Annotated in this window: 21 protein-coding genes and 1 pseudogene; 12 read left to right on the top strand and 10 right to left on the bottom strand. The window is 70.3% G+C overall.

The features are described 5' to 3' along the window. Positions 1 to 165: 165 nt before the first annotated feature. Positions 166 to 1,527: a pentapeptide repeat-containing protein gene (locus EV384_RS35210; protein ID WP_165440122.1), complete on the bottom strand. Its 1,362-nt coding sequence runs from the start codon at positions 1,525 to 1,527 to the stop codon at positions 166 to 168. Between the two features lie 84 nt (positions 1,528 to 1,611). Here EV384_RS35210 and EV384_RS31435 point away from each other — a divergent pair, with 84 nt between their 5' ends. Continuing rightward, a complete protein-coding gene (locus tag EV384_RS31435; RefSeq protein ID WP_130339099.1) occupies positions 1,612 to 2,430 on the top strand; it encodes a hypothetical protein in 819 nt (272 codons plus the stop codon). A 60-nt stretch (positions 2,431 to 2,490) separates the two neighbouring features. Here EV384_RS31435 and EV384_RS31430 read toward each other — a convergent pair whose 3' ends face one another. The 6 genes from EV384_RS31430 to EV384_RS37490 all read right to left on the bottom strand — a co-directional run bounded on the left by EV384_RS31430 (position 2,491) and on the right by EV384_RS37490 (position 5,332). Beyond that, entirely contained in the window at positions 2,491 to 2,898 is a 408-nt protein-coding gene (locus EV384_RS31430; protein WP_130339097.1) for a hypothetical protein, read from the bottom strand. Then, positions 2,895 to 3,032 carry a hypothetical protein gene (locus tag EV384_RS35205; RefSeq protein ID WP_165440121.1) on the bottom strand — a complete coding sequence of 46 codons (138 nt, stop codon included), beginning with the start codon at positions 3,030 to 3,032 and terminating at the stop codon, positions 2,895 to 2,897. Before EV384_RS35205 ends, EV384_RS31430 begins: the two co-directional genes overlap by 4 nt. A 218-nt stretch (positions 3,033 to 3,250) precedes the next feature. Next, complete coding sequence (locus EV384_RS31425; protein WP_130339095.1) at positions 3,251 to 3,472, bottom strand: hypothetical protein; 222 nt, start codon at positions 3,470 to 3,472, stop codon at positions 3,251 to 3,253. A 407-nt stretch (positions 3,473 to 3,879) separates the two neighbouring features. Beyond that, positions 3,880 to 4,056 carry a hypothetical protein gene (locus EV384_RS35200; protein WP_165440120.1) on the bottom strand — a complete coding sequence of 59 codons (177 nt, stop codon included), beginning with the start codon at positions 4,054 to 4,056 and terminating at the stop codon, positions 3,880 to 3,882. After that, positions 4,053 to 4,763 (bottom strand): DUF2637 domain-containing protein, encoded by a 711-nt coding sequence (locus EV384_RS36585; protein WP_242624382.1) that lies wholly within the window; start codon positions 4,761 to 4,763, stop codon positions 4,053 to 4,055. The genes EV384_RS35200 and EV384_RS36585 overlap by 4 nt, the downstream gene beginning before the upstream one ends. Beyond that, positions 4,760 to 5,332: a helix-turn-helix domain-containing protein gene (locus EV384_RS37490; protein ID WP_423202977.1), complete on the bottom strand. Its 573-nt coding sequence runs from the start codon at positions 5,330 to 5,332 to the stop codon at positions 4,760 to 4,762. The genes EV384_RS36585 and EV384_RS37490 overlap by 4 nt, the downstream gene beginning before the upstream one ends. Positions 5,333 to 5,601: 269 nt before the next feature. On the opposite strand from EV384_RS37490, the pseudogene EV384_RS31410 reads away from it, so the two are divergent. Continuing rightward, positions 5,602 to 5,838, top strand: a pseudogene (locus EV384_RS31410) (hypothetical protein); the annotation flags it as partial. A gap of 23 nt (positions 5,839 to 5,861) precedes the next feature. Then, on the top strand, positions 5,862 to 6,071 hold the full coding sequence (locus tag EV384_RS31405; RefSeq protein ID WP_130339089.1) for a helix-turn-helix transcriptional regulator: 210 nt from the start codon (positions 5,862 to 5,864) through the stop codon (positions 6,069 to 6,071). A 44-nt stretch (positions 6,072 to 6,115) separates the two neighbouring features. Here the strand turns inward: EV384_RS31405 and EV384_RS31400 are convergent, their stop codons facing one another. After that, entirely contained in the window at positions 6,116 to 7,213 is a 1,098-nt protein-coding gene (locus EV384_RS31400) for a hypothetical protein (RefSeq protein WP_130339087.1), read from the bottom strand. Positions 7,214 to 7,757: 544 nt separating this feature from the next. Between EV384_RS31400 and holA the strand changes: the two genes are divergently transcribed. Beyond that, positions 7,758 to 8,738 (top strand): DNA polymerase III subunit delta, encoded by a 981-nt coding sequence (gene holA / locus EV384_RS31395; RefSeq protein WP_130339085.1) that lies wholly within the window; start codon positions 7,758 to 7,760, stop codon positions 8,736 to 8,738. Next, the gene (locus EV384_RS31390) at positions 8,735 to 9,214 is read left to right on the top strand and encodes a hypothetical protein (RefSeq protein ID WP_242624380.1); all 480 of its coding nucleotides are present in this window, start codon (positions 8,735 to 8,737) and stop codon (positions 9,212 to 9,214) included. The genes holA and EV384_RS31390 overlap by 4 nt, the downstream gene beginning before the upstream one ends. A 132-nt stretch (positions 9,215 to 9,346) precedes the next feature. Here EV384_RS31390 and rpsT read toward each other — a convergent pair whose 3' ends face one another. Beyond that, positions 9,347 to 9,613, bottom strand: coding sequence for a 30S ribosomal protein S20 (gene rpsT / locus EV384_RS31385; protein WP_130339083.1), 267 nt, complete (start codon positions 9,611 to 9,613; stop codon positions 9,347 to 9,349). A 112-nt stretch (positions 9,614 to 9,725) separates the two neighbouring features. After that, the gene (locus EV384_RS31380) at positions 9,726 to 10,718 is read right to left on the bottom strand and encodes a phosphotransferase (protein WP_130339081.1); all 993 of its coding nucleotides are present in this window, start codon (positions 10,716 to 10,718) and stop codon (positions 9,726 to 9,728) included. Positions 10,719 to 10,796: 78 nt separating this feature from the next. On the opposite strand from EV384_RS31380, the gene EV384_RS31375 reads away from it, so the two are divergent. From EV384_RS31375 to EV384_RS31345, 7 genes are all read left to right on the top strand, one after another. After that, on the top strand, positions 10,797 to 11,333 hold the full coding sequence (locus tag EV384_RS31375) for a DUF4240 domain-containing protein (RefSeq protein ID WP_130339079.1): 537 nt from the start codon (positions 10,797 to 10,799) through the stop codon (positions 11,331 to 11,333). A gap of 119 nt (positions 11,334 to 11,452) precedes the next feature. Then, on the top strand, positions 11,453 to 13,330 hold the full coding sequence (gene lepA, locus EV384_RS31370) for a translation elongation factor 4 (protein WP_130339077.1): 1,878 nt from the start codon (positions 11,453 to 11,455) through the stop codon (positions 13,328 to 13,330). 318 nt (positions 13,331 to 13,648) lie between these two features. Then, entirely contained in the window at positions 13,649 to 13,936 is a 288-nt protein-coding gene (locus tag EV384_RS31365; RefSeq protein WP_130339075.1) for a GlsB/YeaQ/YmgE family stress response membrane protein, read from the top strand. A 296-nt stretch (positions 13,937 to 14,232) separates the two neighbouring features. After that, the gene (locus EV384_RS31360; protein ID WP_130339073.1) at positions 14,233 to 14,517 is read left to right on the top strand and encodes a GlsB/YeaQ/YmgE family stress response membrane protein; all 285 of its coding nucleotides are present in this window, start codon (positions 14,233 to 14,235) and stop codon (positions 14,515 to 14,517) included. Between the two features lie 233 nt (positions 14,518 to 14,750). After that, positions 14,751 to 16,043, top strand: a complete 1,293-nt coding sequence (locus tag EV384_RS31355; RefSeq protein WP_130339071.1) for a sugar ABC transporter substrate-binding protein — start codon at positions 14,751 to 14,753, stop codon at positions 16,041 to 16,043. Beyond that, the gene (locus EV384_RS31350) at positions 16,040 to 17,026 is read left to right on the top strand and encodes a carbohydrate ABC transporter permease (protein WP_130339069.1); all 987 of its coding nucleotides are present in this window, start codon (positions 16,040 to 16,042) and stop codon (positions 17,024 to 17,026) included. The genes EV384_RS31355 and EV384_RS31350 overlap by 4 nt, the downstream gene beginning before the upstream one ends. Then, positions 17,023 to 17,853 (top strand): carbohydrate ABC transporter permease, encoded by an 831-nt coding sequence (locus EV384_RS31345; RefSeq protein ID WP_130339067.1) that lies wholly within the window; start codon positions 17,023 to 17,025, stop codon positions 17,851 to 17,853. The genes EV384_RS31350 and EV384_RS31345 overlap by 4 nt, the downstream gene beginning before the upstream one ends. Positions 17,854 to 17,879 lie beyond the last annotated feature (26 nt).

The raw sequence follows: 17,879 nt of genomic DNA, 5'->3' as shown, positions 1-17,879 counted from the left end.
CCCCCTCCCTCTCTCTGGCCGGCATGAGACGGGCAGAAATGGCCCCCTTTTGCTCTTGTCTGAGCAGCATCAGCCCTGGTCAGGGTACAGATGCCCCCTTCAAATCGACTCTGGAACCGTGGCGCGATGGCAGGCGCTAAGACACGGCGGTGCGGCTTCCAAGGCTCAGGGGGTCACACCCCCCACGTCATCCGACGGAGACACCGGCGTGACACGGTTACCGAACATATAGTCCATCCAATCGGACGGACTCACCGGCATGACGCGGGTACCACCTCCGAACAGTTGGTCATCGTCCATCCAATAGGGCGGCCTGGGGACCAGCGTGCCGCGTGTTGGGTCGTCCTCGTCGGGGCGGAGGATCCACCCGCTGATGTTCCACTCGAACGCCGAGCCCTGTTCGACCCAGCCCTTGTTGAGGTCCAGCACGCGTGCCCCCTCGAACCAGACGGGGCGGCTGAAGGTCGTCCCGTCGAACCAGGGGCGGCCGCTGAAGGTCGCCTTGCCGAACAGGACGTCTCCGGTGAAGGTCGCCTCGCTGAAAGAGGTCCCTCCGGTGAAGGTCGCCTCGCTGAAAGAGGTCTCTCCGGTGAAGGTCGCCTCGCTGAACGACGTCTCTCCGGTGAAGGTCGCCTCGCTGAACGAGGCGTCGCCGCTGAAGGTTGCCCGGTCGAATCTTGCAACGACTACCGAAGCCTCGGTGAGGTCGAGGTCGATGAGCGCGGCACCGGTGAGGTCGAGGCTAATCTCCGGCCAGAAGGTCTCGTCAGGTGAGGGCGGGCGGTCCTGGGCGTCCCTCCCCGACACGCCTGAGGGGACGTGGAGGTGGTCGGCGAGGAGTCGTTGGGCGGTCAGGCGGACCTGAAGCTCCTGTGCAGCGTCACGCCTGATGGTGGGAGGGGCCGAGCCCGGAGGCGCGTAGGGCATGCCCAGGTAGGCGGACAGGACGTCGACGACGGTCTGGCGCAGATTGGGAGGGGCCGAGCCCGGAGGCGCGTAGGGCATGCGCAGGTAGGCGGACAGGACGTCGACGACGGTCTGGCGCAGATTGGGAGGGGCCGAGCCCGGAGGCGCGTAGGGCATGCGCAGGTAGGCGCACAGGACGTCGACGACGGTCTGGCGCTGATTCGGATTGGCCTGAGCGAGATGCACGAGGGAGTACAAGGCACCAAGCCGAACCGGGGCCTGGTCGTGGCCGAGCTGCTCGACCGCCTTGGTGTACAGGGCGTTGACCTGCTCACCCAGGCGAAGCGCATAGGTGCGGTCCTGCTCGACTTGGTTCTGTCTGAACGTGCGATAGGTGACGACCAGGCCGCCGGCGACGGCGAATCCGGCGAGGGCCTGCACGAGGGTGGTCCGGACATCGCTCATGGCCTTGAGCGCCTGCTCGGACGTCAGGCCCTTCTGTGGGTGTCGGGTGAGCAGCCACGGACCTACCACAAGCGCGAACGCGAGTAGGAGCACACCCACGAGGCCGCCAAGCGCCCACAGCCACGGGCGAACGACCCGTGTCCGTCGCTCTGCCATGGTTCTCCCAGATCCGTGTGGCGTCAGACTGTCCCATGTAGTCTTCAGCGGCGGTTGTCGGAGGCGTGCGGGATAGTCACAAGCATGACAAGCCTTCGTGCTGAAGAGCAGTGGGTCAAGGCCTGTATCGAGGGGGCGCTCCCAGGCGTTGAGGTCAAGCAGCACGACGACAACTCTGGGAGCAGCATGCACGACCTCGACCTCATCCGACTTGGCGAGCGGTTCGGGGCGGTTGAGGTGACAGCGGCTGCCGATGGTGAGTCGATCGCCCTGTGGAAGCTCATGTACCGGCCGGGCCAGCGGTGGATCGAGCCCGATCTGGCGGGTGGCTGGGCCGTCGCGTTGCTGCCGTCGGCTCGTGCGAAGAGGCTGCGCTCGGAACTCCCGATCTTGCTCGCCGAACTTGAGCGGCGCGACGTTCGCCAAGTTCCGAGATACCGCCACTCAACCGATCGGTTCTCCGCCTGGCTTGGCGAACTCGGCGTAGTTCACGCTCATCAAGCAGGGACGGACTACCCAGGGAGTATCTATATCAACATCGAACTCCCTCTTGAGAGGTCTGGCGGATGGGTTGCCGACACGGGAGACGCACTCCCTGAGTGGCTGAGCGGTTGGCTACTTGAACCCCACGAGGCCGACAACCTCCGGAAGCTTGAGCGATCCGGAGCAAGAGAGCGGCACCTCTTCGTGATCCTGCCGGGGTTCACCACCGCACCGTTCGCTGCCGCCGAACTCCTCATGCGGTCCGAAGCACCCCTGCCGACCGTGCCACCGACTCTGCCGCCCGCAGTGACGCACGTCTGGGTCATGAGCACATGGAGCGCCGCTCACGGCTTCCGTTGGTCACCGGGCGACGGCTGGAGCCGCTTCTCGAAGTTCGTCGACGTAGCCGAAGACGCCTGAACGGCGACCAGCGGGGGCGGCGCTGCCTCAGACCAACCCTCGCTCACCCCACCTCTGCGATCACCCTAACTCCGGGGCTTCGTTGTCCATGACGTGAATCCTGCTGGGCTCGGGCAGTCGGTAGATGTGCGCCCACCATCGGACGACACTGAGAGCGATCCGCTCGGCGACCGGCTTGTTGTCAGCCACCACCTCGGCGGTCATCCTCGTCTTGCTGGTGCCGTCCACGGTCGCCATCATCAACCGGCCCCTGCGCTCGTCGGGCATCGGGCCATCAGGCTCGGCGTACGGCTCGACCGGCACGGCGAGATACTCCACCACCACGATCCACGTCTCGCCCTCGTACATGACGTCAAGGTCGCTCTGGCCGCCCGGAAGGAACAGGCTCCGCACCCTGCGAACGAGGCCACGGCCGAAGGCCGGCGCACCTTGGATGATCTGCCAGGCGTCCTTGGTGACCTGGTTCATGGCGCTTCCTTTCGGACCGGGTGGGGGCCGCGCATCAGGTTGCGGATCTTGACGATCACTTCCTCGGGCATAGGCGGGGGCGGGTTGTCCCGCTCTTCCTGGCGGACGTTCTCGCGGATCTCTTCGGGGGTCATGGTCGAGATCATGGCACGCAGGTCAGACGAACCCGCGCTCCCGCCAGGTCAGTTCATCGCCACGCCAACGAGCATGCAGCACGGGCAGCCCAAGCAAGGTCCGAACCGAGGACTGAGCCTGCCCACGACTGATCAGCCCATGACAAGAGCCCCGGCGCTCTCGCATCGCGAGGGGGAGACCGGGGCTCTTCTGTCGTCTCTGGGCTCAGGGGTCCGCGCTAAAAGTTGCGTGCCTCTGGCGGGATTCTCTCCATCTCGGCGCGCATGAGGCGCCCCACTGCGTCGTCGCGCTCCTGCTCGGTGATGTCGCCAGCCTCGCATCGCCGCACCATCTCCTGGATCTTCGCCAGGTTGGAGTCTGGCGGTGGGGGCTCCGTCGAGATGGTGTAGCCGAGCATCGTCGCGTAGAAGTGGGCGGCCACGTCCTGGGGGTCGTCCATGTTCACCATCTCGGACCTACCCCCCCGTACTCATGGTGGCGGACAGGATCGAGCCCCCCATGTCGCCTAGCTCCGTTACGAGCTTGGCGAGCATCGGCGACGTCGCATCGTTGATGCGCCGGCCTAGCTCCCGGTCGGCTTCCTCGACAGTCTTGCCCTGAGCCTGAGCCCACGCCTCAACGTCTACGGCCACCGTGATTCGGATGCTCGCCCTGCCGGGCGGTGGCGGGGGAGGTGTCTCGGTTCCGGGGATGTAGTCCGCGTATCGCCGCTGGGGCGGCTCCTCGCGCTTCCGCTTCCGACGTAGCCACATGGCCTGCCCCTCCCGTTGGTGATCGTCAAGCAGCATCGGTGGTGCGGGCGCGGTCTGCAAGGTGCTCGAGGCGAAACAAGAGACCGGCTTCTTCTCAACTACGACGGCGGGGCTTGATCGGCCCGAGCAGGATTCGGACGGCGCGGATCTCGTCCTCCGTCAACGGCCGAGGCGGCTCGGCCTCGTACTTGCGGGCCCAGTGGTCCATGTTCTTCTGCGGGAGCCTTCTCACGGCCCCGGCGGACTCCGGGTGCCGGCCGTCTGATGTCATGCTGCCACCTCCGTGAGTTCGGTTTTGCGCCCGTTCATTGTGGACGTTTCCGCAGGTGATCGCACTGATGGTGACGGCACGGCGGCGGGTCGGGGCATGTAGCGACGGGCAGTGGACTCGCTGACGCCAGCCTCAGCCGCGATCTCCGCCGCCGTCGCCTTGCCCAGCTTGGCGGCAGCGGCCTCGACCTTGGCGGCGTTGGTGAGCACCTTCGGCGACGCGCGCTTGACGGGCTCACTGACGTCAGCCACCACGGGCTTGACGTCAGCCAGCTTGACTGGCGTCACCTGACTGGCCGGGTTACCGGCAGTCGCCTGCTTGGCGGGCGGGACCTTGCCGGACAGAACTAGCTTGGACAGCCCCATGAAGGCCAACGCCGGCACGGCAGAAAGGAGCCAGCCGGACGGGCCGGGCTTGGCGACTGCAAGCTGAGCGGCCAGGGAGAGGGCCACGGCGGACACGAGCAGGAACATGGGATAGCCGATAGTGCCGCCGGTCCGGCGGCGTTGTCGGATGGTCAGTAGTGCGGCGATGGGGACAAGTTCGGAGATGACAGCGTTAGCCCATCCGAACCACCCCGGCGTACCGGCCGGCGAGTTGGCCATCGTCCAGTCGTGCACGTGCGTGAAGCTGGCCGCGCCAGCGGCCACCCCGACGACGAGCAGGATGAGGACCAGGGCGAGGCGCTCGATTCGCTCGGCTCTCATGCCGCACCCCCGAGGGCCTCGCTGCGGCAGGGCCCGCAGTTGTCGGCAGGCGATCCCCGGTGTCGCGAGCACTGAGCGGCGCGGGGGTCGGTCGGTAGCGCGGCGCCGCCGCGAAGCGAGCGGGCGCGCGCAATAGGTTTTTGATGGTTCAAGGACGGTTTGTGCGACGTACGTGTCACCCCGCTCGGTCGTGTACGTCGCCCCGGTCGGTCGTCTACGTCGCCCCGGTCGGCAACCGGGATGACGTCTACGTCGCCCCGGTTATCCACAGCCTCGGGTACATCGGTCGAGCGACCCGACTGCGGCTCGGCGAACGGGTCGAGCGACGTCGGAAGCTCACGCCGACGCTCAAGGGCGAGATCCCACACAACCGGGCGGCGGTCTACGGGGACGTAGGCGACGTGCCGCTGATCGCCACGCCGGATGATGCCGAGGCGGGCAAGCTCAGTCAGGTCCCGCTGCACCGAGCGGACCGACTTGCGGGCGTAGTGAGCGAGGCGCTCCTGAGACGGGTACGCGCCACGGCCGTTGGCGTGCGCGTGGTTGGCGAGCCCGATCAGGACGGCCATGCACGACGGGGGTACGTCGGGCGCATCGTTGAGCGCCCACGAGACAGCCTCGACGCTCATCGCGAACCGCCGAGGGTAGTGAGGCTGCGTAGGTACTCAGAGAGGCCACGGGCAGGGCCGGCGTAGGCCACGACGAGACGAGGCGACGTGCTTGGGCGTGCATCGGTAGGGTGGGGCATGGGCCGGGGGTCCTTCCCGGTCAAGGCCCCGGTGCTGGCGCTGCGAACGCCGCCCGGGGCCCGCCGTCTAAGTCCGGTAGCCGGCGCTCTCATGCGTCGGCGTACCAGGACCCGGAGCTCCTCGACGCGGTCCGGCCGTCGGTCGCGCTGGTCCCGGTCGGCGCCGGCAACGACTACGGGCACCCCAACCCCGGGCTGCTGGCCCGGCTGTCCCGCGCCGGCGCCCGGGTGCTGCGGACCGACACCGACGGGGACATCGCGGTGGTCCGGGACCGGCGTGGACTGGCGGTGGTGACCCGCGGCACCCAACCGGGCCGGCAGCCCTGACGCCTCGAGCATGGCGTCGATCCATGGTCCGCAGGCTGTACGGCAGTGCAGAGCTACAGGAACGCCTCCAGGTGTCCCGCGCTCGGGTCGTACAGATCACCAGCCGGCCCGACTTCCCGGAGCCGTTCGATCGACTGGCTGGGGGAGCGGTGTGGCTCGTGGAGGACGTGGAAGCGTGGATCGCTGAGCACCGCCCGTGGCAGGCGCAGGGCGCGAACCCGGACGAGAGCTGAAACAGCCCGGACCTCCGCAGGGTCGGGCCGTTCGTCCAGGTGGCTCAGGCAGACGCCTTCGCCTTGCTGGCCTTCGCCGCGTGGCGCTCCAGCCCGGCCAGCGCCGTGGCCGCGCGCTCCCGGCTCCGCCGGGCCGCCTCCACGGCGTTACCGACGATCATGGATCCGGCGGAGAACAGGCGGCCGGAGTTGGCCTGCTCCACGGTTTGCCGCACCCGATCGATCTCTGCCAGGTTCTCCACCGCAGCCTCGAGCTCCGCCACCACAAGGTCCAGGCGCGCCAGCCCGGCCGCGGCCTGGCCGTGGAGGTAGGTGAGCCACTCGTCCCGGCGCTCCGCGATCCCGGCGGCCACCTCGCGGCGCACCTTGTCCACCGCGTCCCGGGTGCCGTCCGCCACCGCCTGCGCGGCTTCCGCCGCTTCCTGCCGCTCGCGGACCATCCGGGCCACCTCCGCCGCGTCCAGCGCCTTGCCGGACATGGCAGCCTCCGTCGCGAACCGCCGGACCTCCATGGGTCCCTGCGCCGCTGCGGCCTGCGCCTTGCGCGCCTCGCTGCCGAGCCGGGTGGCCTCCGCCGCGAGCGTGCCGAGCCTGGCCAGGTCCGCCCGGGTGGACGGGTGGACGTGCCGGTCCGGGATCACCCCGACCCCGGACACGGACAGCGGCTCACCCTGCCACGCGGCCGGAGCCTTGCTACCCGGCGCGGCCGGCTGGAGGGTGCCCGGCGCGGCCGGGAACGGCTCGGTGAGCGCGTACAGGTCGTCCCACCGGCCAGCCTTCGCCAGCTTGCGCGCCTGCCGCTGTCCGCCCGCGTCCGCGTGCGGGCACTGGTGCGCGTTACCCCGCTCCGGTGCCACGCCGTTCTCCGGCACGGTGCCGTGTCCGTACAGGGCGATTCCACCCTGCTGGCCGAGCCGGTGGACTCGCGCCGGGCTGGCGGTCACCCCGGTCATGGGGGAGATGCTGAAGGACTCCGGCGCGCAGGTGCACCCGTCCGGCATGTCCCCGGACTCGGTGGCGTAGACCGTCATGGCAGCCAAGAGTTGATCCGCGGCCACCGTGTGGCTCTCCTGCGTGTCCACGATCCAGACGGCCAGGGAGGGGGCGTACCGCACGCGCTTGTCGGTCGGGTAGATGGTCATCGGGAAGCCTCCATGAGTCGGGTCCAGGCGGCTTCCGCCGCGTCGGTGGCGCAGTCCGGGCAGTGGCCCCGGGTCTGCGCCTTTCGCTTGCCACGGGCGGCTCCGGGGCAGGCTCGCCCATCTGCTCCAGGTCCTCGCGAGCCTGTTCCGCCGCCTTGTCCAACGCCGCGGGCTCCGCGTCGGTCACCCGGGACGGGAGCATGGAGCGGCGGTGGGTCCGGCACTTCCCGAGCGCGCCGGAGCGGGCCACGTCCGGCCGCAGTAGCGGGCCCACTGGCCGGCTCCCTGCCGGTTCTGGTGGTGTCGGCCGGGGTGACGGCGGTCTGGAAGCGGCCCGGCATGGTCCGGGACCGGCGTGGGCTGGCGGCGGTGCCGGCCGGCCGGCCACCCGACCAGCGACGACCCGACGGAGTGGCCGACCAATCGGGGCGGCTTGTTGCGGTAGCGGGTGAACCGACTTAAATGTCGGGATTGGCGCTGAGTGCGGGCTGTGGCGTCACAGTCGCCGATGACCAGGCCTGATCCGGTCGAGGGCCGTGCGAATATGGGCGGCGTGACCCCCGCCAGCCTGCCCCCCATTCTGCTCGTCCTCGGCGACGAGGAGCTGCTCGCCACGCGCGCGGTCAGCGAAGCCGTCGCCAGGGCGCGCGCCGTCGACCCGGGCGTGGACGTCCGGGAGTACCAGGCCGGTGCCGTGGCGGTGGGGGAGATCGCCGAGATGCTCAGCCCGTCGCTCTTCGGCGGCCGGCGGGTGCTCGTGCTCCACGCCGGGCAGGACGCCCGGAAGGACCTGGTCGCCGCGCTGCTGGCGTACGCGAAGAACCCCGACCCCGAGGTGCAGCTCGTCGTGCTGCACCTCGGCGGTGCGAAGGGGAAAGCCTTCGCCGACGGGCTGCGCGCGGCCGGCGCGACCGTGGTGCCGGCGGCCAAGCTCAAGGGGCACCGGGACCGGGTCGCCTTCGTCCGGGACGAGATCCGCCGGGGCGGCGGCCGGTGCACCGACGACGCCGCCGAGGCGCTCATCGCCGCCGTCGGCACCGACCTGCGGGAACTCGCCGCCGCCTGCTCGCAGCTCATCGCCGACACCGACGGCCGGATCGGGGCCGACACGGTGGCCCGCTACTACCGCGGCCGGGTCGAGGTGACCGGCTTCACCGTCGCCGACGCGACCATGGTCGGTGATGTCCCTGCCGCGCTCGAGGCGCTGCGCTGGGCGCTGCACGTCGGCGTCGACCCGGTGCCGATCGCCGACGCGCTCGCCGACGGGGTGCGCACGGTGGCCCGGGTGGCCTCCGCCGGGCGGGGCAGCCCGTACCAGCTGGCCAGCAGCCTCGGCATGCCGGCCTGGAAGATCGAGCGGGCCCAGCGGCAGGGGCGGGGCTGGACGCCGGAGGGCCTGGTGCAGGCGATGCGCGCGGCCGCCGAGTGCAACGCGGCCGTCAAGGGCGGCGCCGACGACCGGGCGTATGCGCTGGAGCGGGCGGTCTTCTCGGTCGCCGCCGCCCGGCAGGGGGGCGCCCGGTGACCGGATCCCCCCGTATGGGCTGGGCGACGGTCCCCACCGACCAGGAGCGGTACCGGCCGCTGTACGCCCGGCTCCTCGGTCTGCGCTTCGTCAACCCGGGCGGGGTGCTGTGCTTCCTCTTCTTCGAGGGCTCGGTCGCGCTCGCCGTGCTGCTCGCCCTCGCCGAGCTGGTCAGCTGGTGGGCGGTGCTGGTGCTGCCGGCCGCGGTGGCGGCGATGGTGAAGCTCAACGACATGGTCGCCGAGGTGGTGGTCCGCACCGCGGCGCTGGTGCCGGAGCAGGAACGGGACCGGTTCCGTCGGCAGATGGAGCCGGTGGTCGGCCGGGCCCGCGTGCCGTCCGCCCCGCGCGCGCTCCCCGGGGTGGTCCAGGCCGCCGACCCGACGCTGCGAGCCGCCCGCCCCGGCGACCAGGTCGTCCGGTACGACGAGGGCGCCACGTGGGCGGACCCGGTCCGGCGCGACCCGATGCGCTGACCCGACCGGCGGGGTGGACCGGGCGCGGCCCGAACCTGGACAGCGGCGCCGGGCCGGGATTCGTCCGGAGACGCAGACAGCCGGAAGCCCCGGGTCAGTACCCGGGGCTTCCGGCAGATCTACAGGCGCTCGTCAGGCCGAGAACGAGGCGACGCGCTTGGCGATCGCCGACTTCCGGTTCGCCGCCTGGTTGCCGTGGATGACGCCCTTGCTGACGGCCTTGTCCAGCTTGCGGGCGGCGTCACGCATGAGAACGGTGGCCTGCTCGGCGTCACCGGCCTCCGCAGCCTCGTTGAACTTGCGGATGGCGGTCTTCAGCGACGACTTGACCGACTTGTTACGCAGCCGGCGCTTCTCGTTCTGCCGGTTGCGCTTGATCTGGGACTTGATGTTCGCCACGCGACAGCCTCGTCTTGATAGCTCGGTTTGGTCTGCTTCACGCGCGACGAGCATGCGTCATCGCTGCGCGAAGAGCCAGGTTACCAGGTCGGCCGGGACGAGCCAAAACGGCTCAGCGCCAGCCCCGCCGGGCGGCCAGCCAGCCGAGCGCCTGCTCGCCGCTCCACCGCTGGTGGGCGCGGATGTGCGGCGACGCGGAGGACGGGCCGGCGGCCGCGCTGGTGAGGAGGTAGCCGGAGAGCGCGGCCAGGGTCACGTCCAGCGCGTCCGGCGGCGCGCCGGCCGCCGCCGGGTGGGTGGCGAACGCCTCGTCCGCGTCCAGGCCGCTGGCATACGCGGTGATCAGCAGGCTGGCCAGGTCGAACCAGGCCGGCCCGTGGCAGAGCCAGTTCCAGTCGCAGATCCAGGCCCGGCCGGCGGCGTCGATCAGCACGTTGTCCACCCGCAGGTCGCAGTGGATCAAACCGGTCGGCGCGTGGGCGTCCGCGTACGCCGGGAGGCGGGACTCCAGGGCCACCAGCTCCGCCAGCCGGTCCCGCGCCCACGGCGGCAGCTCCGGCGCCGGCTCCCGGCCGGTCGCCACCTCGCCCCACCACAGGATGTCGTCCCGGGCCAGGTCGGCGAGGCGGGGCAGCCCGAGCGCCACCAGCTCCGCGGGCGGGTCGGCGAGCGCGGCCGCGACCTCGGCGTACGCGGTCAGGGTGGCGTCCAGCTCGGCCGGGTCCCAGGGCAGGCGGGGCGTCCGGCCGTCCACCGCGTCGAGGCAGAGCGCGTACCAGCCGGCCTCGCTCAGCGCCCAGCGCGGGCGGGGGACCGGCAGGCCGGCGGGGAGCCGGGCCAGGATCGCCGCCTCGTGCGCGTACCAGTCGACCAGGTGCGGCAATTCGGTCAGCGAGGCCGCCTTCAGGAAGGCCCGCGCGCCGTCGGCGGTCTCCAGCACCGCGGCGAAGCCGCGGGTGAAGCCGGCGCCGGCCACCCGTACCGCGACCGGTGCGCCGCCGAGCCGGGCCGCGACCGCGTCCCGCAGGCCGGCGGGCAGCGCTGCCCAGTCGGGGCGGACGGCGGTCGCCTCGTACGGCACCGGGGGCAGCGAGATCGCGGGCACCCGCCCATGCTGCCCGACCGGCGCCCGCCCGGTCGTGCCGGCGGTGCGGTGTCGGTCGGCTCTGCCAGACTGCCAGCCATGCGGACCGACGACTTCTGGCAGCTGATCGACCGGGCCCGGGAGGGCGGCGGGGGAGAGCCCGACGCCATCGCCGCCCGGGCGGTCGCCCTGCTGGCCGAGCGGGACCCGGACGACATCGTCGGGTACGCCCACCACCAGCGGCGGGTGCTCGCCGCGTCGTACCGGGTGGACCTGTGGGGCGCGGCCTATCTGATCAACGGGGGCGTCTCCGACGACGGCTTCGAGTACTTCCGCGGCTGGCTGATGGCCCAGGGCCGGGCGGTGTTCGCCAGGGCGGTCGCCGACCCCGACTCCCTCGCCGAGCTGCCCCGGGTCCGGTCCGCCGCGCTCAGCGGCGAGGAGTTCCAGTGCGCGGACATGCTCGCGGTGCCGTGGGAGGCGTACCGGAAGGCGACCGCGACCGAGCTGCCGGCAGACCGCGACCCGGTGCCCGTGCCCGACCTGAACGACTTCTGGGACTTCGACGACGAGGAGGAGGCCCGGCGCCGGCTGCCCCGGCTCGCCGCCCTCTTCGTCGAGCCGCCGGAGGAGTGACCGGCCCGGGGTCCGGCGGCACCGAGGAGTGATCGGACCGCGTCCGGGGCGACGTGGGAGCATAGAGGGGGCCGGCGGCGTGCCGGCCCGCTCACGTCAGCCGACCAGAACGGACCGCTGTGCCACCGACGCTCGATCCCGGCGCGAACGCTCCTGGTGCCACCGACCCGGCGCGCATCAGGAACTTCGGCATCATCGCCCACATCGACCACGGAAAGTCGACGTTGGCCGACCGGATGCTGCAGCTCACCGGCGTGGTCGACCCCCGGCAGATGCGTGCCCAGTACCTCGACCGGATGGACATCGAGCGCGAGCGCGGCATCACCATCAAGAGCCAGGCCGTCCGCATGCCGTGGACCATCCGGGAGGGTGACCGGGCCGGCGAGCAGGCCGTGCTCAACATGATCGACACCCCGGGCCACGTCGACTTCACCTACGAGGTGTCCCGGTCCCTGGCGGCCTGCGAGGGCGCGATCCTGCTGGTGGACGCCGCGCAGGGCATCGAGGCGCAGACCCTGGCCAACCTCTACCTGGCGCTTGAGAACGACCTGCGCATCATCCCGGTGCTCAACAAGATCGACCTGCCGGCCGCCCAGCCGGAGAAGTACGCCGAGGAGCTGGCCCACCTGATCGGCGGCGACCCGGCCGACTGCATCAGAGTCTCCGGCAAGACCGGCGAGGGCGTGCCGTACCTGCTCGACGAGATCGTCCGGCAGTTCACGCCGCCGGTCGGCGACGCCGACGCGCCGGCCCGGGCGATGATCTTCGATTCGGTGTACGACGTCTACCGGGGCGTGGTCACCTACGTCCGGGTGATCGACGGCCTGATCAGTGCCCGGGACCGGATCAAGATGATGTCCACCGGTGCGGTGCACGAGCTGCTGGAGATCGGGGTGATCTCGCCGGAGATGCAGAAGGCCGGCGCGCTCGGTGTCGGTGAGGTGGGCTATCTGATCACCGGCGTGAAGGACGTCCGCCAGTCCCGGGTCGGTGACACCGTCACCATCAACTCCCGGCCGGCGACGCAGGCCCTGGGCGGGTACAAGGACCCGAAGCCGATGGTCTACTCCGGCCTCTACCCGATCGACGGGTCCGACTACCCGAACCTGCGCGAGGCGCTGGACAAGCTCAAGCTCAACGACGCCGCGCTCGACTACGAGCCGGAGACGTCGGGGGCCCTCGGCTTCGGCTTCCGCTGCGGCTTCCTCGGCCTGCTGCACCTGGAGATCATCCGGGAGCGGTTGGAGCGGGAGTACAACCTCGACCTGATCTCCACCGCGCCGAACGTGGTCTACCGGGCCAACACGGAGGACGGCCAGGAGATCGTCGTGACCAACCCGAGCGAGTACCCCACCGGCAAGATCGCCGAGGTGTACGAGCCGACCGTGCGGGCCACCGTGCTCACCCCGAACGACTACGTGGGCGCGGTGATGGAGCTGTGCCAGGGCCGCCGGGGCAGCCTGCTCGGCATGGACTACCTCTCCGCGGACCGGGTGGAGCTGCGCTACACGCTGCCCCTCGCGGAGATCATCTTCGACTTCTTCGACCAGCTCAAGAGCCGGACCAAGGGCTACGCCTCGCTGGACTACGAGCCCTCCGGCGAGCAGGCCTCCGACCTGGTCAAGGTCGACATCCTGCTGCACGGCGAGCCGGTGGACGCGTTCAGCGCGATCGTGCACAAGGACAAGGCGTACAACTACGGCGTCAGCATCGCGGCGAAGCTGCGCAACCTGATCCCGCGCCAGCAGTTCGAGGTGCCGATCCAGGCCGCCATCGGCAGCCGGGTGATCGCCCGGGAGACCATCCGGGCGATCCGCAAGGACGTGCTCGCGAAGTGCTACGGCGGTGACATCAGCCGGAAGCGCAAGCTGCTGGAGAAGCAGAAGGAAGGCAAGAAGCGGATGAAGATGGTGGGCCGGGTGGAGGTCCCGCAGGAGGCCTTCATCGCCGCCCTCTCGTCGGACTCCGGGGACGGCAAGGCCCCGGGCAAGAAGTAGCCCCGCTCCGTTCGCACCAGTACGGCCGGCGCCCCGCCGGAGCGACCCGCACCCGGGTCCTCCGCGCGGGGCGCCGGCCGTTCGCGGTCGTACCGCCGAAGATTTTTGCCGGTCCCGGGCGCCCGCGCCGGACCGGCCGGCACCCCCTTCCACCTGCGAGATGCCGCTCGCGACCCGAACCGACGCGCGATCCGGACATTGACGTCGCACAACCTCGGCGCGATTGAGTCGGTTTGGATTTCCGGCCGGTCGGGCACTTAACCGTCACGACAGGAACCACACAGACCGTGTGAAAACTTCTTGAGAAGGAGGGCGACCGTGGAGCTCACCGTGTGGGGCATCATCACCGCCATCGTTGTTGGTCTCATCGTCGGCGCTCTGGGCCGCCTGGTCGTTCCGGGCCGTCAGAACATGCCGATCTGGCTGCACATGCTGATCGGTATCGGCGCCGCGCTGCTCGGTACGGTCCTCGCCCGGGCGCTGGGCATCGCCACCGAGACCGCCGGTATCGACTGGATGGAACTGCTGGTCCAGGTCGTGCTGGCCGCCATCGCCGTGGCCCTCGTGGCCGGCGTGGGTCGTCGCCGGAGCGTCTCCCGGTACTGACACACCCTGAACCACTGGAGCGGGCGCCCGACCGGAAGGTCGAGCGCCCGCTTCGCGTCCTGACCGGGCCCGTCCGCCCCGCGCCCCGGCTGCTGCGTGGGCCGGCCCGGTCGCCACTCAGCTGGCCGGACCCCGACCGCGCCGATGGCCGCGAAAAAGGGGTGTCCGACGGATTCGACAGCCGAGAAAGCGTTCGTCACCGAAGTCGGTTTGGTTTTCCGGCCGGTCGGGCACATAGCGCTCACGACAGGAACCACACGACACCGTGTGACTCGATTACTGAAAGGGGAGCGACCGTGGAGCTCACCGTATGGGGCATCATCACCGCGCTCATCGTCGGTCTCATCGTCGGCGCTCTGGGCCGCCTGGTCGTACCGGGCCGTCAGAACATGCCGATGTGGCTGCACATGCTGATCGGCGTCGGCGCCGCGCTGCTCGGCACGATCGTCGCGCGCGCCTCCGGCTTCGCCGACACGGCCGGCATCGACTGGCGGGAGCTGCTGCTGCAGGTCCTGTTCGCCGCCATCGCCGTGGCCCTGGTGGCCGGCCTGGGTCGTCGCCGGAGCGTCTCCCGGTACTGACCCGCACCTCGTTCGCTGACGCGGGCGCCCGACCCTCCGGTCGGGCGCCCGCGTCGTGCGTGCCGCCCCTGATCCCGCGAGCTGCCCGTCCGGCACGCTTGCCCCCGCCCCCGCCCCCTGCGATACCGTCGCCTCGCTCGGGCCTGCCCGGCTACCCCCTGTCGTAAAGGATTTTTTCCTACTAAGGTGCGGCGGAGAAGGTTAGTGCCAGACGGCGCGAGGGAGATATGGGCGTGAACAGGTGGAAGCAGCTGGCGCCGGTCACCGCCATCGTGGCCTCGGCCGCGATGGTGCTCGCCGGCTGCGGTGGCTCGGCTGACGACGACAAGGCCGCGGACAACAGCAAGCTGACGGTCTGGATGATGGGTGAGGGCGGCGACGCCCAGACCACGTTCCTCGACGGAGTCGAGGCCGAATTCAAGAAGAAGCATCCCGAGACGGACGTGGTCGTCCAGTACATCCCGTGGCTCGAGGCGCCGAAGAAGTTCCAGGCGGCGCTCGCCGGCGGCGAGGGACCGGACGTCACCGAGCTCGGCAACACCGAGACCCAGGGCTGGGCGGCCCAGGAGGCCCTCGCCGACGTCACCGAGAAGTTCAACGGCTGGTCCGAGGGGAAGGACATCCTTCCCGGCCTGGTCAAGAACGCCCAGCTCGACGGCAAGCAGTACGGCGTGCCGTGGTACGCCGGCGTGCGGGCCGTCTACTACCGCACCGACTGGTTCGCCGAGGCCGGCGTGAAGCCGCCGACCACCTGGGACGAGCTGGTCGCCACCGCGAAGGCCGTCCAGGCCAAGAAGCCGGGCACCTACGGCATCGCCCTGCCCGGCAACTCCGAGCTGCCGTTCTACTCCTTCCTCTGGGCCGCCGGCGGCGAGATCGCCACCAAGGACGGCGACACCTGGAAGTCCGGCTACAACACGCCGGAGGCGCAGAAGGCGGTCAAGTTCTGGACCGACCTGGTGACCGTGCACAAGGTCGCCCCGCCGGCCGCCGCCGGCTGGAACGAGGTCGACGCCCGCACCCAGTTCGCCACCGGCAAGGCGGCGATGGCCTTCGCCGGCAGCTGGCAGGGCGGCGCCATGAAGAAGGACAACCCGGAGATCGAGAAGGTGTGGGGCACCTTCCCCATCCCCGGCCCGGACGGCAAGCCGGCCCCGGCCTTCGCGGGCGGCTCCGACATCGCCCTCTGGAAGGACAGCAAGCGGCAGGACCTGGCCTGGGACTACCTGACCGTGCTGCTGAGCAAGCAGAAGGACCAGGAGTTCGCCAGCAGCTTGAACTTCTTCCCGGTCTACCAGGATCTGGTCGGCGGCGGTAACTACGCCAACGACAAGGTGATGGCCGCGTTCGCCACCACCATGCAGAACACCAAGCTGACCCCGCTCACCCCGAAGTGGGTCGAGGTCAGCCGGACCAAGACGGTGACCCAGGCGATGAACAGCTCGGTCATCAAGGGTCAGAAGACGGTCGAGAAGGCCACCGCCGACGCGGCCACCGAGATGGAAGGCATTTTGAACAGCAAGTGAGCTTACTGACCAAGAGCACCGGGACGGCCGCCGCGCGGGAGACCCCCGCGCGGCGGCGGCCTCGCGTGGACCGCCTGCCGTACCTGCTGCTCCTGCCCTGCCTGGTGATCATCGGGGTGCTGCTGCTCTGGCCCCTCGGCCAGGTGGTGGGCATGTCCTTCTACAAGCTGGACAGCGTTCGGCAGCTGCGCGGGGACCGCGAGTGGCCCTGGGTGGGGTTCGCCAACTACGCCCAGATCCTCGGCGACCCGTTCTTCCGTACGGTGCTGCGCAACACGGTGCTCTTCGCCGCGGCCAACGTGGTGCTGACGATGATCCTCGGCACCGTGGTCGGGCTGCTGCTCAACCGGCTCGGCAAGCGGATGGCCACCTTCGTCGCCAGCTGCGTGATGCTGGCCTGGGCCACCCCGGCGCTGACCGGCACCATCGTCTGGAAGTGGATCTTCGACGACACCAGCGGCCTGGTCACCTGGCTGTTCAACAAGCTTCCCGACGGGCTCTCCACCGCGCTCTTCGGGCGCAGCGACTGGACCGGCTACGGCTGGTTCAACGACCCCCTGCTGTTCTTCTCGATCCTGACCCTGGTGGTGGTCTGGCACTCGTTCCCGTTCATCGCGGTCAGCGTGCTGGCCGGTCTGAAGAGCGTGCCGAGCGAGCTGCAGGAGGCCGCCCGGGTGGACGGGGCCGGCCCGTGGCGGGTCTTCTGGTCGGTCACCTTCCCCGCCCTGCGACCGGTCTTCGGCATCCTGGTGGTGCTCTCCACGATCTGGGACTTCAAGGTCTTCACCCAGCAGTTCGTGCTGGCCGGCGGCACCCAGGACCGCTCCACGTTCATGCTCTCCATCTACTCGTACGCGGAGGCGTTCTCGCCGCCGCCGAAGTACGGCCTCGGGGCGTCGATCGCGGTCATCCTGACCCTGATCCTGCTCGTGGTGACCGGTGTCTACGTCCGGATGGTGCTCCGGCAGGAGGACGAGTCGTGAAGAAGTTCGCCCTCAACGGCGCCGGCCTGCTGGTCGCGCTCTTCGCGGCCTTCCCGGTCTACTGGATGATCGCCACCTCCCTGAAGCCGAACCGGGAGATCTTCTCGGCCACGCCGCGCCCGGTGCCGGCGGAGCCCACCCTGGAGCACTACCGGGAGATCCTCACCGGCAACCTGATCCCGGGCGTGACGTTCGCCGACTTCTTCCTCAACAGCGCCCTGGTCGCGCTGGCGACGGTGCTGCTCAGCGGCCTGGTCGCGCTGCTCGCGGCGACCGCGGTGGCCCGGTTCCGGTTCCGGCTGCGCACCACGTTCCTGATCCTGCTGCTGGTGGTGCAGATGATCCCGCTGGAGGCGCTGGTCATCCCGCTCTTCCTCATGATCCAGCGGCTCGGGCTCTACAACACGCTGCCCAGCCTGATCCTGACCTACCTCGGCTTCTCGCTGCCGTTCGCCGTGTGGATGCTGCGCGGCTTCGTGGCGGCGGTGCCCAAGGAGCTGGAGGAGGCGGCGGCGATCGACGGCGCGAGCCGGGCCCAGACCTTCCGGCGGATCCTCTTCCCGCTGGTCGCCCCGGGGCTGGTCGCCACCAGCATCTTCTCCTTCATCACCGCCTGGAACGAGCTGATCTTCGCGCTGACCTTCATCAACGACCAGGACCGGTACACCCTCCCGGTGGCGATGACCTACTTCTTCGGGCGGGACGACACCGCCTGGGGGTCGGTGATGGCGGCCTCGACGCTCTTCACCCTGCCGGTGATCGTCTTCTTCCTGCTGGTGCAGCGCCGGATGGTCTCCGGCCTGGTGGCAGGCGCCGTCAAGGGCTGAGCCACGACGGGAGCCCGGGTGGCTCC

Origin of the sequence: Micromonospora kangleipakensis, assembly GCF_004217615.1 — a bacterium.
In the GTDB taxonomy this organism is placed as follows: domain Bacteria; phylum Actinomycetota; class Actinomycetes; order Mycobacteriales; family Micromonosporaceae; genus Micromonospora; species Micromonospora kangleipakensis.
Note: the sequence above shows the minus strand (reverse complement) of the source record. Positions and strands in the feature narration are given on the sequence as shown.

Excerpts from the sequence above, each read along its gene's own strand:
- EV384_RS35210 (WP_165440122.1), bottom strand. The coding sequence starts at position 1,527 with ATGGCAGAGCGACGGACACGGGTCGTTCGCCCGTGGCTGTGGGCGCTT.
- EV384_RS31435 (WP_130339099.1), top strand. The coding sequence starts at position 1,612 with ATGACAAGCCTTCGTGCTGAAGAGCAGTGGGTCAAGGCCTGTATCGAG.
- EV384_RS31430 (WP_130339097.1), bottom strand. The coding sequence starts at position 2,898 with ATGAACCAGGTCACCAAGGACGCCTGGCAGATCATCCAAGGTGCGCCG.
- EV384_RS35205 (WP_165440121.1), bottom strand. The coding sequence starts at position 3,032 with ATGACCCCCGAAGAGATCCGCGAGAACGTCCGCCAGGAAGAGCGGGAC.
- EV384_RS31425 (WP_130339095.1), bottom strand. The coding sequence starts at position 3,472 with ATGGACGACCCCCAGGACGTGGCCGCCCACTTCTACGCGACGATGCTC.
- EV384_RS35200 (WP_165440120.1), bottom strand. The coding sequence starts at position 4,056 with ATGACATCAGACGGCCGGCACCCGGAGTCCGCCGGGGCCGTGAGAAGG.
- EV384_RS36585 (WP_242624382.1), bottom strand. The coding sequence starts at position 4,763 with ATGAGAGCCGAGCGAATCGAGCGCCTCGCCCTGGTCCTCATCCTGCTC.
- EV384_RS37490 (WP_423202977.1), bottom strand. The coding sequence starts at position 5,332 with ATGGCCGTCCTGATCGGGCTCGCCAACCACGCGCACGCCAACGGCCGT.
- EV384_RS31405 (WP_130339089.1), top strand. The coding sequence starts at position 5,862 with ATGGTCCGCAGGCTGTACGGCAGTGCAGAGCTACAGGAACGCCTCCAG.
- EV384_RS31400 (WP_130339087.1), bottom strand. The coding sequence starts at position 7,213 with ATGACCATCTACCCGACCGACAAGCGCGTGCGGTACGCCCCCTCCCTG.
- holA (WP_130339085.1), top strand. The coding sequence starts at position 7,758 with ATGGGCGGCGTGACCCCCGCCAGCCTGCCCCCCATTCTGCTCGTCCTC.
- EV384_RS31375 (WP_130339079.1), top strand. The coding sequence starts at position 10,797 with ATGCGGACCGACGACTTCTGGCAGCTGATCGACCGGGCCCGGGAGGGC.